At 75.0% G+C, this 15373-nt stretch carries 12 protein-coding genes and 2 pseudogenes; 10 read left to right on the top strand and 4 right to left on the bottom strand.

Annotated features, from left to right (window positions below; genetic code table 11):
* Nucleotides 1-11: 11 nt before the first annotated feature.
* Complete coding sequence (locus ACQ614_RS26135; protein ID WP_431681129.1) at nt 12-1103, top strand: HAD-IIA family hydrolase; 1092 nt, start codon at nt 12-14, stop codon at nt 1101-1103.
* A 111-nt stretch (nt 1104-1214) separates the two neighbouring features.
* Here the strand turns inward: ACQ614_RS26135 and ACQ614_RS26140 are convergent, their stop codons facing one another.
* Entirely contained in the window at nt 1215-1562 is a 348-nt protein-coding gene (locus tag ACQ614_RS26140; protein WP_431681130.1) for an SCP2 sterol-binding domain-containing protein, read from the bottom strand.
* 161 nt (nt 1563-1723) lie between these two features.
* Here ACQ614_RS26140 and ACQ614_RS26145 point away from each other — a divergent pair, with 161 nt between their 5' ends.
* The 4 genes from ACQ614_RS26145 to ACQ614_RS26160 all read left to right on the top strand — a co-directional run bounded on the left by ACQ614_RS26145 (nt 1724) and on the right by ACQ614_RS26160 (nt 4558).
* Entirely contained in the window at nt 1724-2545 is an 822-nt protein-coding gene (locus ACQ614_RS26145; protein WP_431681132.1) for a histone H1-like repetitive region-containing protein, read from the top strand.
* On the top strand, nt 2538-2693 hold the full coding sequence (locus tag ACQ614_RS26150) for a hypothetical protein (RefSeq protein WP_431681133.1): 156 nt from the start codon (nt 2538-2540) through the stop codon (nt 2691-2693). The genes ACQ614_RS26145 and ACQ614_RS26150 overlap by 8 nt, the downstream gene beginning before the upstream one ends.
* Before the next feature lie 58 nt (nt 2694-2751).
* Nucleotides 2752-3558 (top strand): TlyA family RNA methyltransferase, encoded by an 807-nt coding sequence (locus tag ACQ614_RS26155; protein WP_431684028.1) that lies wholly within the window; start codon nt 2752-2754, stop codon nt 3556-3558.
* Nucleotides 3559-3652: 94 nt separating this feature from the next.
* Nucleotides 3653-4558: an NAD kinase gene (locus ACQ614_RS26160; protein WP_363498637.1), complete on the top strand. Its 906-nt coding sequence runs from the start codon at nt 3653-3655 to the stop codon at nt 4556-4558.
* 57 nt (nt 4559-4615) lie between these two features.
* On the opposite strand, the gene ACQ614_RS26165 is transcribed toward ACQ614_RS26160, so the two are convergent.
* A complete protein-coding gene (locus ACQ614_RS26165; RefSeq protein ID WP_431681134.1) occupies nt 4616-6118 on the bottom strand; it encodes a PLP-dependent aminotransferase family protein in 1503 nt (500 codons plus the stop codon).
* A gap of 97 nt (nt 6119-6215) precedes the next feature.
* Here ACQ614_RS26165 and ACQ614_RS26170 point away from each other — a divergent pair, with 97 nt between their 5' ends.
* The 3 genes from ACQ614_RS26170 to ACQ614_RS26180 all read left to right on the top strand — a co-directional run bounded on the left by ACQ614_RS26170 (nt 6216) and on the right by ACQ614_RS26180 (nt 10178).
* Nucleotides 6216-6860: a YczE/YyaS/YitT family protein gene (locus tag ACQ614_RS26170; RefSeq protein WP_431681135.1), complete on the top strand. Its 645-nt coding sequence runs from the start codon at nt 6216-6218 to the stop codon at nt 6858-6860.
* Between the two features lie 161 nt (nt 6861-7021).
* On the top strand, nt 7022-8755 hold the full coding sequence (recN, locus tag ACQ614_RS26175; protein ID WP_431684029.1) for a DNA repair protein RecN: 1734 nt from the start codon (nt 7022-7024) through the stop codon (nt 8753-8755).
* 253 nt (nt 8756-9008) lie between these two features.
* The gene (locus tag ACQ614_RS26180) at nt 9009-10178 is read left to right on the top strand and encodes a glycosyltransferase family 4 protein (protein ID WP_431681137.1); all 1170 of its coding nucleotides are present in this window, start codon (nt 9009-9011) and stop codon (nt 10176-10178) included.
* A gap of 74 nt (nt 10179-10252) precedes the next feature.
* Here the strand turns inward: ACQ614_RS26180 and ACQ614_RS26185 are convergent.
* Nucleotides 10253-11917: pseudogene (locus ACQ614_RS26185) on the bottom strand (glycoside hydrolase family 15 protein); the annotation flags it as partial.
* 102 nt (nt 11918-12019) lie between these two features.
* Nucleotides 12020-12223: pseudogene (locus ACQ614_RS26190) on the bottom strand (trehalase-like domain-containing protein); the annotation flags it as partial.
* 645 nt (nt 12224-12868) lie between these two features.
* On the opposite strand from ACQ614_RS26190, the gene ACQ614_RS26195 reads away from it, so the two are divergent.
* Both ACQ614_RS26195 and ACQ614_RS26200 read left to right on the top strand, forming a co-directional pair.
* A complete protein-coding gene (locus ACQ614_RS26195) occupies nt 12869-14545 on the top strand; it encodes a CTP synthase (RefSeq protein ID WP_431681138.1) in 1677 nt (558 codons plus the stop codon).
* A 154-nt stretch (nt 14546-14699) separates the two neighbouring features.
* Complete coding sequence (locus tag ACQ614_RS26200; protein WP_431681139.1) at nt 14700-15341, top strand: NUDIX domain-containing protein; 642 nt, start codon at nt 14700-14702, stop codon at nt 15339-15341.
* Nucleotides 15342-15373: the final 32 nt, after the last annotated feature.

The raw sequence follows: 15373 nt of genomic DNA on the forward strand, positions 1-15373 counted from the left end.
ACGAGCAGACGATGACGGACACCGCGACCGGGGCGACCACCGCGACCACCACGACCGCCAGAGCCACCGGGGCCGGACCGGCCCCCCGGGTGCGGACCTCGCCGGGCGCCTCGGTGCGCCCGCTGACCGAGGAGTACGACACCGCGCTGCTCGACCTGGACGGTGTCGTGTACGCCGGGTCGCGGGCGGTCGAGCACGCCGTGGAGTCGCTGGCGGCTGCGCGGGAGGCGGGGATGCGCCTGGCGTACGTCACCAACAACGCCTCCCGGCCGCCGCGGGTGGTGGCCGAGCACCTCACCGAGCTGGGGGTGCCGGCCGAGCCCTCGGAGGTCGTCAACTCGGCGCAGGCCGCGGCTCGGCTGGTCGCTGCCAAGGTGCCGGCCGGCTCCAAGGTGCTGGTGTGCGGCGGTGCCGGGCTGGTGGAGGCGCTGGCCGAGCGCGGACTGGTGGCCGTCCGCTCGCTGGACGAGGAGCCGGTGGCGGTCGTGCAGGGCTTCGACCCGTCGCTCGGCTGGCAGGACCTCGCGGAGGCCTCGTACGCGGTGGCCGCGGGGCTGCCCTGGGTGGCGTCCAACACGGACCTGACGGTGCCCACCGGGCGCGGCATAGCCCCGGGCAACGGTTCGCTGGTCGCCGCCGTCCGCGCGGCGACCGGGGCGGAGCCCGAGGTGGCCGGCAAGCCGCTGCCGCCGATGCACCGGGAGACGGTGATCCGCACCGGCGCGAAGCGGCCGCTGGTGGTCGGCGACCGCCTGGACACCGACATCGAGGGCGCGCACAACGGCGGGGTGGACAGCCTGCTGGTCTTCACCGGTGTGACGACTCCCGCGCTGCTGCTGGCCGCACCGGCCGAGCACCGGCCGACCTACCTCTCCGCAGACCTGCGCGGCCTGCTCACCGCCCAGCCGGAGGTCGCGGCGGTGGACGGCGGGTACGCGTGCGGCGGCTGGACGGCCCGCGCGCAGGACGGGGAGCTGCGGCTGGACGGCTCCGGCGACCGCCACGACGGGCTGCGGGCGCTCTGCGCGGCGTCCTGGACGGCGCTGGACCGGGAGGGCGCGCCGTCGGACGGGCGGAAGGCGCTCGCCGCGCTGGGGTTCTGAGACCGTTCGGGTGCCCGACAAGGGGCGCGTGGGGGTACCTCCCAGCTTCGGCCGGGAGGTACCCCCACGCGCCCCTTACGGGCTCCCACGTGCCGTCGCCGGCGGGGCCGGTCAGAGCAGGGTGCGCAGGCGGAGCAGGTCGCGGAAGCCGGCTTCGAGGCGGACCCGGCCGGAGGCCCAGGCGGAGGCGAAGTTCAGCCGGCCGCCGACCATGGCGACCAGGTCGTCACCGGTCATGGTGAGCCGGATGTCGGCCTTGGCCGGAGGCGGGCCGGGGATCTCCACCACATCGGCGATCCGGCCGTCGCGCAGCCTGCCGGAGAAGGTCAGGGCGAGGTCGGTCAGGTGGCAGGTCAGCGAGCGGTCCATCGCGGCCGCCTTGCGGACGTCGCCCTCGGCGCCCGCCATGTTGCGGCTGAGCTGGTCCAGTGCCTCGCGGCACTCCTCGACGGTGGCCATCGGCGTGCTGCTCCCCGTTGCGTGCTGAGGATCGGCCGGGCGGCCGTCCGTGCGCCCCACGCTAACCCGGTCGGGGTCCCGGCCGGTCCGGCGGTGCAGCGGCGCGGGGTGGGTACGGGGTAGCGTCGGAGCGGACCCGGGCAAGCGGAGGAGGCGTTCGGATGCTGCGTGATGCGGTGCGGGGCGTGGTGGTGGTCGCGGCGGGGATCGCCGAGGAGGCGGGCCGCCGGGTGGTCGGTGCGGCCGTCGGCCTGCTGGAGCGCGGCGGGGTGGACGTGGCGGCGGTGGAGCGGCGGATCGCCGAGCAGCTCCCGCCGTCCGTGCAGTCGCTGCAGACCCTGGCGAACGAGGCGGTGACCGTCGGCCGGGCCGGGGTGGACCTGGCGGTCGGGGTGGCCCGCAGCGAGGTCGAGCGGGTCTTCGAGCGCGTCGGTGACCAGGCGGTGAAGGTCGGCGTGGTGCTGAGCTACCTGGAGAGCAGGCTCCGGGCGGTCGAGGACGAGGAGCAGCCCGCGGCCGGCGGCCCGGCGAAGCGGGGGAACCGGGCGGACGGCCTGTTCGACGACGGCTGGGACGACGGTGTGGACGGGGCGCCCGGGCCGGAGGTGGTGTTCGCCGAGCCGCTGCCGGAGCCGGCCGCGCAGGCGCCCGCCGCCGAGGCCGCCGAGGCCGCTGACGCCGCCGAGGGCCCTGCCGCCGGTGCCGAGGAAGCCGCCACTGCGCAGAAGCCGGCGGCGAAGCGCGCACCCGCGAAGAAGACGTCCGCGCAGCCGGCCGCGGCGCGCAAGGCGGCGGCGAAGAAGACCACGGCCAAGAAGACCACGGCGAAGAAGACCACGGCGAAGAAGACGACCACCCGCAAGGCCACGGCGAAGCGCACCGCGGCGCAGCCGTCCGCGGTGAAGAAGGCGACCGCGAAGAAGACGGTGGTCAAGAAGACGGTGACCCGCCGCCCGGCCCCGAAGGAGGACGGCGGTGCCTGAGCCCGCGAGCACCGGCCACCCGGCCGTGGACGATGCACTCGCCCGGCTGGGGGCCTTGGACGGGGTGGACACCGAGGCGCACCCCGAGGTGTACGAAGATGTTCACCAGCGGCTGACCGACATCCTGGCCGCCCTCGACCACGAGTGACCGCCCGCCCCGGCCGTGCCGGCCGGAGGGGCACGTAGGAGATGGAACAGCAGTGGCAGTGGCACGACGCCGACTCGACGCGGAGCTGGTGCGCCGCAAGCTGGCCCGGTCGCGGGAGCACGCGAGCGAGCTGATCGCGGCAGGCCGGGTGACGGTGGGCGGCACCACGGCGACCAAGTCGGCGACCCAGGTGGAGACCTCGGCGGCGGTCGTGGTGGCGAAGGACGACAGCGACCCGGACTACGTGTCGCGCGGCGGCCACAAGCTGGCGGGGGCGTTCGCTGCGTTCGTGCCGCAGGGACTGGTGGTCGCCGGTCGCCGGGCGCTGGACGCCGGCGCCTCCACCGGCGGCTTCACCGACGTCCTGCTGCGCGCCGGGGCGGCCCACGTGCTGGCGGTGGACGTCGGCTACGGGCAGCTGGCCTGGTCGCTGCAGAGCGACGAGCGGGTCACCGTGATGGACCGCACCAACGTCCGCGAGCTCACCCCCGACCTGATCGGCGGCACGCCGGTGGACCTGGTGGTCGGCGACCTGTCGTTCATCTCGCTGGGCCTGGTGCTGCCGGCCCTGGCGGGCTGCTGCGCGCCGGACGCGGACCTCGTGATGATGGTCAAGCCGCAGTTCGAGATCGGCAAGGACCGGCTCGGCAGCGGCGGTGTGGTGCGCAGTCCGGAGCTGCGGGCGGAGACGATCCGTCAGGTCGCGGGGCAGGCGTGGCAGCTCGGGCTGGGTGTGCGGGCGGTCACCGCGAGCCCGCTGCCGGGGCCGTCCGGCAATGTGGAGTACTTCCTGTGGTTGCGCCGGGACGCGCCGCAGCTGGACCCGTCAGAGGCGGACCGGGCCGTCGCCGAGGGCCCCCGATAGGGTGCTTGGCGGACGTCCTGCCGCCACCGCAGCGTGGTGGCGGCCGTTCGGGTCGACGACGATCCGGCAGGCGTTGAGGGAGAGGGCAGCGGGCATGAGCGAGGAACGTACGGTCTTCCTGATCGCGCACACCGGCCGCGAGGCGGCGCTGCGCAGCGTGGAGGGGCTGGTGCACGGCCTGCTGAAGGCGGGGATCAGAATCCGGCTGCTGGCGTCCGAGGCGGTCGGCCTCGACCTGCCGGAGGGGGTCGAGCGGGTGCCCGGCGGGCACGGGGCCGCGGACGGCTGCGAGCTGATCCTGGTCGCGGGCGGGGACGGCACGCTGCTGCGCGGGGCGGAGCTCGCCCGCGAGTCGGGGCTGCCGATGCTCGGGATCAACCTGGGGCGGGTCGGCTTCCTGGCCGAGGCGGAGCGGGACGACCTGGCGGTCGTGGTCGAGCGGGTGGTCGACGCGGACTACGAGGTCGAGGAGCGGATGACGATCGACGTCCTGGTGCGCACCAACGGCGATGTGGTGCACGAGGACTGGGCGCTGAACGAGGCGTCGATCGAGAAGGCGGCGCGGGAGCGGATGCTGGAGGTCGTGACCGAGGTCGACGGCCGGCCGGTGTCCAACTTCGGCTGCGACGGGGTGGTGTGTGCGACGCCGACCGGGTCGACCGCGTACGCGTTCTCCGGCGGCGGCCCGGTGGTGTGGCCGGAGGTCGCGGCGCTGCTGATGGTGCCGATCAGTGCGCATGCGCTGTTCGCGCGTCCGCTGGTGACCTCGCCGGAGTCGGTGCTGGCGGTGGAGGTGCAGCCGAAGACCCCGCACGGGGTGCTGTGGCTGGACGGCCGGCGTTCGGTCGAACTCCCGGCCGGGGCGCGGGTGGAGGTGCGCAAGGGGAAGACGCCGGTGCGGCTCGCCCGGCTGCACCGGGCGCCGTTCACCGACCGGCTGGTGGCCAAGTTCGCGTTGCCGGTGACAGGTTGGCGCGGCCGGGCGGGCAACCACCACTGACCGTCCGCAACCGTACGGGACCGCGGGCGGGTTGACGATCGGTCGGCCGACGACGGGTCAGACGGCGAGCGGCTGGGTGTCGCCGCCGTTGGCCCGGGCGGTGCGCCCGGCCCGGTCGGCGGCCTCCGCGAGGCGTTCGACGGCGGCCGGGGCGGCGGCGGGCGGCACGGTGAGGGGGATGCGCAGGTAGTCCTCGAACGCGCCGTCCACGCCGAACCGGGCGCCGGCGGCGAGCCGTACGCCGACCCGTTCGCCGGCCCGGGCGAGGGCCGTCCCGGAGGTGCCGGCGGTGGACAGCCACAGCGCGAGTCCGCCCGGCGGCAGGGTGAACTCCCAGTGGGGGAGCCGCTGTCGGAGTTCGGCGGCGAGTGCCTCGGCGCTGGCCCGCAGCCGGTCCAGCCGGTGGGCGCGGACGGCGTCCAGCTCCTCGGTGAGCATCTCGGCGGCGATCAGCTGGTCGAGGACGGCGGTGCCGACGTCGCTGAAGACCCGGTCGGCGGCCAACTGGCGGACCAGGGCGGGCGCGGCGCGCAGCCAGCCGATCCGCAGACCGCCCCAGAGGAGCTTGCCGGCCGAGCCGACGGTCAGCACCCTGGCGGCGCGGTCGAGCGCGGCGGTGGGCCGGGGCAGGGCCGAGTCGTCGACGCCCCAGCCGAGTTCGGCGGTGGTCTCGTCGACCAGCAGCACGGTGTCGGCGGCGCGGGCGGCGGCGAGCAGGGCGCGGCGCTGCTCCTCGGGGACGAGGGCGCCCGTCGGGTTGTGGAAGTCCGGTACGACGTAGGCGGCCCTGGGCGCGGCCTCGCGCAGGGCGCGCCGCCATTCGCGCAAGTCCCACTGCGGTACGGCGCCGCGGCCTGCCCGGTCGGCGAACGGCACGGGGACCAGGCGGGCGCCGCCGCGGCGCAGCAGCTGCAGGGTGTGCGCGTAGCTGGGGGCCTCCACGGCGACCCGGTCGCCGCGGGTCAGCAGGGCGCGCTGGGCGATGTGCAGGGCTCCCATGGCGCCGGTGGTGACGAGGATCTGGTCGGGGGTGGTGGGCAGGCCGCGGGCGGTGAAGCGGCGGGCGACCGCCTCGCGCAGGACGGGCACGCCGGTGGGGTAGTGGCCGTGCCCGGCGGCGTACGCGGGCAGCTGTTCCAGCGCACGGGCGGCGGCCCGGCCGAGGTAGGGCTGCGGGGCGGGCAGCGCGGCCACGCCGAGGTCGATGATGCTGTCGCGTTCGTCCGGCGGCACGGGCTGCAGGGCGTCGGCGGGCGGCCGGGTGCCCTCGGGGAGGACCGTCCAGCTGCCGGCGCCGCGGCGGCTGCGCAGGTAGCCGTCGGCGCGCAGGGCCTCGTAGGCGGTGGCGACGGTGGTGCGGCTGAGGGCGAGTTCGGCGGCGAGTTCGCGTTCGGCGGGCAGCCGGGTGCCCACCGGGAGGCGGCCGTCGGCGACCAGGGCGCGGACCTGCCCGGCGAGGGTGCGGTAGGCCGAGCGGCGGCCCGGGTCCGCCGGGAGCCGGGCGGACCGCAGCAGGCGGGCGAAGGCGGGCGGGGTGATCGTGGTGTGCCACTCGGACATCGGATTACCAGTCCACCTGATTCGAATTGGACCTGGATGCGGCCCTGCGGACCGCCCATGATGGCGCCAGTCCGCGCATCACCGCAAGGGAGTCCCGATGGCCGCCACGACCGCCGCCCCCACCGCCCCGCCGCCCGCCCGCACCCGGGCCCGGCTCGGCCGCCGCCTCACCCAGCTGGCGACCGGCCTGGTGCTGTACGGCGTGAGCATGGGGCTGATGCTGCGGGCCTCCCTCGGCGGCAACCCGTGGGACGTCTTCCACCAGGGCCTCGCCCGCCACTTCGGCCTCAGCGTGGGTACCTGGGTCACCGTGGTCGGCGCCTGCGTCCTGCTGCTGTGGGTGCCGCTGCGGCAGAAGCCGGGCGTCGGCACGGTCGGCAACGTGCTGGTGCTCGGCGCCGCCATGGACGTCACCCTGCGGCTGGTCGACGGCCCCGGTGCCCTGCCCGCCAGGATCGCGCTGCTGGTCTTCGGCATCGTCCTCAACGGCCTCGCCACCGGCCTCTACATCGGCGCCCGGCTCGGGCCCGGCCCCCGCGACGGCCTGATGACCGGCCTGCACCGGCGCACCGGCCGCTCGCTGCGGCTGATCCGCACCGGCATCGAGCTGACCGTCCTCACCGCCGGCATTCTCCTCGGCGGCACTTTCGGCGCCGGCACGATCGCCTACGCACTGGCCATCGGCCCGCTCGCCCAGTTCTTCCTGCGCTGGTGCACCGTCCCCGAAGGGCCCGCGGCCTGACCGCGGACGGGCCCGCCCAGCCCCGAGCCGAAGGGTCGCTGACGCGAGCGGGCGGGCAACCGGCCGAACCGGCCCGGAAGGGATGAACTTGTGGCCGTGGGGGCCGGGCTCGTCGCGCATCGACGGTGGGACCTCGTAAGGTCGTCACCGTGTTGGACGAGATGCGGATACGGGATCTGGGCGTCATCGATGACGCCGTGGTCGAACTGGCACCGGGGTTCACGGCCGTGACGGGCGAGACCGGCGCGGGCAAGACCATGGTGGTGACCAGCCTCGGCCTGCTGCTCGGCGGGCGCGCCGACCCGGCGCTGGTGCGCAACGGCTCGGACCGGGCCGTGGTCGAGGGCCGGCTCAGCCTGCCCGAGGGCTCCCCGGTGGTGGCCCGCGCCGTCGAGGCGGGCGCCGAACTGGACGACGGCGAACTGCTCATCAGCCGCACGGTCTCCGCCGAGGGCCGCTCGCGCGCCCACGTCGGCGGTCGTGCCGTGCCGGTGGGCCTGCTGGCCGAGCTCGGCGAGGACCTGGTGGCCGTCCACGGCCAGACCGACCAGCAGCGCCTGCTGCGCCCCTCCCGGCAGCGCGGCGCGCTCGACCGGTACGCGGGCGAGGCCGTCGCCGAGCCGCTGGCCCGCTACCGCGAGGTCTACCGGCGGCTGCGCGAGGTGTCGGCCACCCTGGAGGAGTTGACCACCCGGGCCCGCGAACGCGCCCAGGAGGCCGACCTGCTGCGCTTCGGCCTGGAGGAGGTCGCCGCCGCCGAGCCGGTCGCCGGCGAGGACGCCGAGCTCTCCGCCGAGGCCGAGCGGCTCGGCCACGCCGACGCGCTCTCCTCGGCGGCCACGCTGGCGCACGCCGCCCTGGCCGGCGACCCGGCCGACCCGGACGCGGTCGACGCGGGCACCCTGGTCGCCCAGGCCCGCCGCGCCCTGGACGCCGTCCGCCACCACGACGAGCGGCTCGCCGCCCTCGCCGACCGCCTCAACGAGGTCGGCTACCTGCTGGCCGACGTCGCCGGCGACCTCGCCGGTTACGCGGACGACCTGGACGCCGACCCCGTCCGGCTCGCCGCGGTGGAGGACCGCCGGGCCGTCCTCACGCAGCTGCTGCGCAAGTACGCGGGCCCGGAGGGCACCCTCGCCGAGGTGCTGGAGTGGGCCGGGGCCGGCGCGCTGCGGCTCGCCGAACTCGACGGCGACGACGAGCGGATCGACGAGCTCGGCGCCCAGGAGACCGAGCTGCGGGCCGAGTTGGCGGAGCTCGCGGCCGAGGTGTCGGCCGCCCGGCACGCCGCCGCCGACCGCTTCGCCGCCGCCGTCTCCGCCGAACTCGCCGAACTCGCCATGCCGCACGCCCGGGTGAGCTTCTCCATCACCCAGGTCGACGACCCGTCCGGCATCGAGGTCGGCGAGCGCACCGTCGCGTACGGCGCGCACGGCGTGGACGAGGTCGAGGTGCTGCTCGCCCCGCACCCCGGTGCGCAGCCGCGGCCGATCGCCAAGGGCGCCTCGGGCGGTGAGCTGTCCCGGGTGATGCTCGCGGTCGAGGTGGTGTTCGCGGGCGCCGACCCGGTGCCCACCTACCTCTTCGACGAGGTCGACGCCGGCGTCGGCGGCAAGGCCGCGGTGGAGATCGGCCGCCGCCTCGCCAAGCTCGCCGAGTCCGCACAGGTCGTGGTGGTCACCCATCTGCCGCAGGTCGCCGCGTTCGCCGACCGGCACCTGGTGGTGGAGAAGACCAACGACGGCACCGTCACCCGAAGCGGCGTCAAGGCGCTGACCGACGAGGAGCGGGTCCGCGAGCTCTCCCGGATGCTCGCCGGCCTGGAGGACTCCGAGCTCGGCCGGGCGCACGCCGAGGAGCTGCTCGCCGCGGCCCGCGCGCCGCGCGGCCGCTGACGGTAGGCCACTCGCGGGCCGCTCCCCCTCCCGGGGAGCGGCCCCGACGCGCCAGCACACGGCGCCGACTGTCCAAGACCCGGCCCGACCTGGCATGGTGGCGGCTGGACAATGGCTTTCCAGTCCCGAGGACCGTCCGCGGGACCCGCCCTTCCCCGCCCACCGGCGGGCGGGGACAGCTGTCGGCCGACCGGGCCGGGGCAGGGGGTTCGGCAACGGTGCTCGTCACCTGAACGAGTCGGAGCGAGACGACGTGGACCATTCCGCCGCAAGGGCCGCTGCAGCGGCCCAGGAAGAACCGGGCCAGCTGCGCGTGGTGCTCGTCCTGTCGGCCGGCACCGGAGGCATCGGCGCCCATGTGCGCTCGCTCGCCCAGGGGTTGGTCGCACACGGGGTGACCGTCACGGTCTGCGCCCCGGAGAGCGCGGACACCCGCTTCGGCTTCTCCCGCACCGGCGCCCGGTTCCACCCCGTGGACATCACCCCGACCGCCGGCGCCCGCAGCGACGCCGCCGCGATCGGCGAACTGCGCCGCGCCTTCACCGGCGCCGACGTGGTGCACGCGCACGGCCTGCGGGCCGGCCTGCTCGCCGACCTCGCGCTGCGCACCGCCGGCCGCTTCCCCGGGCTGCGCCCGGAGACCCCGCTGGTGGTGACCTCGCACCACGCCATGCTGGCCACCGGGCTGGACCGCCGCCTGCAGCGGCTGATGGAGCGGCGGGTGGCCCGCGCCGCCGACCTGGTGCTCGGCGCCTCCTCCGACCTGGTCGCCCGGGCCCGCGAGCTCGGCGCCACCGACGCCCGGCTCGGCCCGATCGCGGCCCCGCCGCTGCCGCCGGCGACCCTCGACCGGGACGCGGCCCGCGCCGCGCTGTTCGGCGGCAAGGACGAGCCCGGGCGGCCCGTGGTGCTCGCCATCGGCCGGCTGGTGCCGCAGAAGTCCTTCGGCCTGCTGCTGGACGCCTCCGCCCGGCTCGGCGACCTCGAGCCGCTGGTGGTGATCGCCGGTGACGGCCCGGACGGCCCGGCGCTGCGCGAGCGGGTGGCCGCCGACGGCCTGCCGGTGAAGCTGACCGGCTACCGCACCGACGTGCCCGACCTGCTGGCAGCCGCCGACGCGGTGGTGGTCTGCAGCCGCTGGGAGGCCCGCTCCCTGGTGGTGCAGGAGGCGATGCGGGCGGGCGTGCCGGTGGTGTCCACCGCGGTCGGCGGCATCCCCGAGCTGGTCGGCGACGCGGCCGTGCTGGTCCCGTACGGCGACGCCGCGGCCCTCGCCGGGGCCGTCCGGTCGCTGCTGGCCGACCCGGAGCGGGCCGCCGCGCTGGCCGAGGCCGGCCGCCAGCAGCAGCTGACCTGGCCGGACGAGGCGGCCACGGTCGCCCAGGTGCTGTCCACCTACGACGAGCTCGTCCAGCGCGGCTGACGTTCGACCGCAAGCAGGACACAACGGCGGAGCCGCCGCGGCACCTGGCCGCGGCGGCTCCGCCGTCGGGCGTCTCAGAGCCGGTGCTGCTCCGGCTGGCCGGCGCCGTACGCGCCGCCGCAGGCGGTGAGGCGCAGCGCGGTGTCGATCAGCGGCACGTGGCTGAACGCCTGCGGGAAGTTCCCGACCTGGCGCTTGGCGCGCGGGTCCCACTCCTCGGCGAGCAGGCCGACGTCGTTGCGCAGCGCGAGCAGCCGGTCGAACAGTTCGCGGGCCTCGGAGACCCGGCCGATCATCGCCAGGTCGTCGGCCAGCCAGAAGGAGCAGGCGAGGAAGGCGCCCTCGTGGCCGGAGAGACCGTCGACGTTGTCGCCCTCGGCGTCGTGGGTCGGGTAGCGGAGCACGAAGCCGTCCTCGGTGGACAGTTCGCGCTGGATGGCCTCGATGGTGCCGATCACCCGCTTGTCGTCGGCGGGGAGGAAACCGACCTGCGGGATGAGCAGCAGGGAGGCGTCGAGCTCGCGGCCGCCGTAGTACTGGGTGAAGGTGTTGCGCTCCTCGTCGTAGCCCCTCTCGCAGACGTCGGCGTGGATCTCCTCGCGCAGCGCCTTCCACCGCTCCAGCGGGCCCTCGGTGCCGGTGTCCTCCAGCAGCCGGATGGTGCGGTCGACGGCGACCCAGGCCATCACCTTGGAGTGCACGAAGTGCCGGCGCGGCCCGCGGACCTCCCAGATGCCCTCGTCCGGCTCGCGCCAGTGCTTCTCCAGGTAGCTGATGAGCTTGAGCTGCAGCTGGTGGGCGTGGTCGTTGCGGACCAGGCCGGTCATGTGGGCCAGGTGCAGGGCCTCGACCACCTCGCCGTAGACGTCGAGCTGCAGCTGGCCGGCGGCGCCGTTGCCGACCCGGACGGGCAGTGAGCCCTCGTAGCCGGGCAGCCAGTCCAGGGTGGACTCGGTGAGCTCGCGCTCGCCGGCGATGCCGTACATGATCTGCAGGTTCTCCGGGTCGCCGGCGACGGCGCGCAGCAGCCACTCGCGCCAGGCGCGGGCCTCCTCGCGGTAGCCGGTGCGCAGCAGCGAGGAGAGGGTGATCGCGGCGTCGCGCAGCCAGGTGTAGCGGTAGTCCCAGTTGCGTTCGCCGCCGATGTCCTCGGGCAGCGAGGTGGTGGGGGCGGCGACGATGCCGCCGGTGGGGGCGTAGGTGAGCGCCTTGAGGGTGATCAGGGAGCGGACCACGGCCTCCCGGTAGGGGCCCTGGTGGGTGCAGTGGCCGACCCACTCCTGCCAGAACCGCTCGGTGGCCTCCAGCGCGCCCTCCGCGTCGGGCGGGGTCGGCGCGGGCAGGTGCGAGGCCTGCCAGGTGAGCGCGAAGGCGATCCGCTCGCCGGCGGTGACGGTGAAGTCGGCGTAGGTGGTGAGGTCGCGGCCGTACGTCTCGGCCTCGCCGTCCAGCCAGACCGAGTCGGGGCCGGCGACGGCGACGGTGCGGTGGCCGCCGTCGGGCTGCTCCATCCGGTGGACCCAGGGCACGACCTTGCCGTAGCTGAACCGCATCCGCACCGCGGAGCGCATCCGGACGCGGCCGGCGACGCCCTCGACGATGCGGATCATCTGGGGGACGTCCGGGGTGCCGAGCAGGTGGCGGGGCGGCATGAAGTCGATCACCCGGACGGTGCCGCCCTGGGTGTCCCACTCCTGTTCGAGGATCAGCGATTCGCCGCGGTAGGTGCGGCGGTCGGCGGGCAGCGCGGGGGCGGCGGCGGTGGCCGGCGGGAGCCGCAGCTCGCCGGTGTCCTGGCCGGCGGCGACCGAGTGGTCGGCGTGGAAGGTGTGGTCCAGGTGCTCGGCGGGGGCCGGTGCGCCCTCCACCGCCTCGGCGGGCCCGATCCGCCAGAAGCCGTGCTCGTCGGTGCCCAGCAGGCCGGCGAAGACGGCCGGCGAGTCGAAGCGGGGCAGGCACAGCCAGTCGACCGCCCCGTCCCTGCTGACCAGGGCGGCGGTCTGCATGTCCCCGATGAGTGCGTAGTCCTCGATACGGCCGGCCACGTGGGTCTCCAGTTCGCGATGTGGCTGCGTCGACGGCGGGCACGGCAGGGCCGGAGCCGCCCGCCGGAGGGCCTGGGGCCGGGGCACTCGCGAGGTCCGTTGGGGTGGCGGGAGGCTCGTGGAGTGCCCGGACGGGGCCGATGGGCCCCTGGCCGTGGGCCGGGCGCCGGGGTGGGACGGGGGGCCTCCGGGTCGCGCACCGGGACCGAGCGGAGTCGACCGGACCCCCTCGCCCTCCGCGTGCTCTGCTGTCGGCGATGCGTCCGAGAAGAATACGTCCGGAGCAGGCCCGGAGGCACGCGCAGGGGTGGCCCTTTGGCGTACTCGCACCGAACTGACCAGGCGGGCTGACCCGCCCGGGTGATCACCGGTGATCCGTCCGAGCCATCCGGAGCTGATCCTTCCACCGCGGTCGCAGGGCCCCGCGCAGGCGCGCCGCACCGGCCCGGACCGCGTCCCGCCCGGTGCGCTGATACCCTGGTATCCCGTGGACTGGTGGGCAGCACACAGCTGAGGGCCACCCCCGATCCGCCGATTCGACGACCCCGCCGGAGCCCCGGCGTGCAGATACGTCGGCGCGCGGACGAGCGGGAGGTCCGGCCACCGGGAGTCACCCTCGACACCGCGACCCACGGGAGCCCCCTCTTGGCACAGCCCCATTCCGGTAAGTCGGCCGCCGGCCGCGCCGTGACGACCAAGCACCTCTTCGTCACCGGGGGTGTCGCCTCCTCGCTCGGCAAGGGCCTCACCGCCTCCAGCCTCGGCGCGCTGCTCAAGGCGCGCGGCCTGCGCGTGACGATGCAGAAGCTCGACCCGTACCTCAACGTGGACCCGGGCACCATGAACCCGTTCCAGCACGGCGAGGTCTTCGTCACCGACGACGGCGCCGAGACCGACCTCGACATCGGCCACTACGAGCGGTTCCTGGACACCAACCTGCACGGCTCGGCGAACGTCACCACCGGCCAGGTGTACTCGACGGTCATCGCCAAGGAGCGCCGCGGCGAGTACCTGGGCGACACCGTCCAGGTCATCCCGCACATCACCAACGAGATCAAGTCCCGGATCCGCCGGATGGCGACCGAGGACGTCGACGTCGTCATCACCGAGGTCGGCGGCACCGTCGGCGACATCGAGTCGCTGCCGTTCCTGGAGGCCGTCCGCCAGGTCCGCCACGAGGTCGGCCGGGACAACGTCTTCTTCGTGCACGTCTCCCTGCTGCCGTACATCGGCCCCTCGGGCGAGCTGAAGACCAAGCCGACCCAGCACTCCGTCGCCGCACTGCGCAACATCGGCATCCAGCCCGACGCGATCGTGCTGCGCGCCGACCGCGAGGTCCCGCAGGCCATCAAGCGCAAGATCTCGCTGATGTGCGACGTCGACGAGGAGGCCGTGGTCGCGGCCATCGACGCCAAGTCGATCTACGACATCCCGAAGGTGCTGCACGGCGAGGGCCTGGACGCCTACGTGGTGCGCCGCCTCGACCTGCCGTTCCGCGACGTCGACTGGACCACCTGGGACGACCTGCTGCGCCGCGTCCACGAGCCGCAGCACATCGTCAAGGTCGCCCTGGTCGGCAAGTACATCGACCTGCCCGACGCCTACCTGTCGGTGACCGAGGCGCTGCGCGCCGGCGGCTTCGCCAACAACGCCCGCGTCGAGATCAAGTGGGTCACCTCGGACGACTGCCTGACGCCGGAGGGCGCACAGGAGCACCTGGGCGACGTGGACGCGATCTGCATCCCCGGCGGCTTCGGCGACCGCGGCGTGGACGGCAAGGTCGCCGCCATCACCTACGGCCGCGAGAACAGGATCCCGCTGCTGGGCCTGTGCCTGGGCCTGCAGTGCGTCGTGATCGAGGCCGCCCGGAACCTGGCCGGCCTGCCCGATGCGAACTCGACCGAGTTCGACGCGGCCGCCAAGTACCCGGTCATCTCGACGATGGCCGAGCAGCTCGCCATCGTCGACGGCAAGGGCGACCTGGGCGGCACCATGCGCCTGGGCCTCTACCCGGCGAAGCTCGCCGAGGGCTCGATCGTCCGCGAGGTCTACGGCGGCGAGCAGTACGTCGAGGAGCGCCACCGCCACCGCTACGAGGTCAACAACGCCTACCGCGCCGACCTCGAGAAGACCGGCCTGCAGTTCTCCGGCCTCTCCCCGAAGGGCGACCTCGTCGAGTACGTCGAGTACCCGCGCGAGGTGCACCCCTACCTGGTCGCCACCCAGGCGCACCCGGAGCTGAAGTCCCGCCCGACCCGCCCGCACCCGCTGTTCGCGGGCCTGGTCGCCGCGGCCATCAAGATCAAGACCGAGGCGCAGTGACGCGGCGGACACCCCCGGTGTCCTCTCGGTGACCGGACGGCGGTCGTGCGGATTCCCCCGCACGGCCGCCGTCCGGCTGTTCGCGGACGAATGTGGCCGCAGGCTGAGGGTGCGCCGGGTTAGATTGTGTCATACTGACGAAAAGGGGAGTGCGATGGACTTTCAGCAGCAGATCAGGGACGCCGCCGAGCAGTGGCCCGTCCGCGCGGGCGAGACGCCCTTCAAGGGCCGGGTCACCGGAGTCCGCACCGAGGAGGTGCAGATGCCGGACGGCACCTGGGCCCGCCGCGACTACCAGACCCACCCGGGCTCGGTCTCCGTCCTGGCCGTCGACGACCAGCAGCGCGTCCTGATCCTGCGGCAGTACCGCCACCCGGTCCGCCAGCGGCTGTGGGAGCTGCCCGCGGGCCTGCTGGACGTGCCCGGCGAGAACCCGCTGCACGCCGCCCAGCGGGAGCTCTTCGAGGAGGCGCACTGCAAGGCCGGCGAGTGGCGGGTGCTCGTCGACTTCTACACCTCGCCCGGCGGCACCGACGAGGCCCTGCGCCTCTTCCTCGCCACCGACCTCTCCGAGGCCGAGGGGGACCGCTACGCCGCCCACGGCGAGGAACTGGAGATCGAGACCGCCCGGGTGCCGCTGGAGGAGCTCATCCGCCTGGTCCTCGCCGGTGAACTCCACAACCCCACCCTGATCACCGGCACCCTCGCCCTCCACGCCGCCCTCACCGGCCCCGGCCTGGACGCCCTCCGCCCCGCCGACTCCCCCTGGCCCGCCCGCCCCTTCCGCCAGGACTAGGAACCCACCCGGGACGGGTCGACCCCTCGGGG

This window comes from Kitasatospora dryopteridis (genome assembly GCF_050749075.1).
GTDB lineage: Bacteria > Actinomycetota > Actinomycetes > Streptomycetales > Streptomycetaceae > Kitasatospora.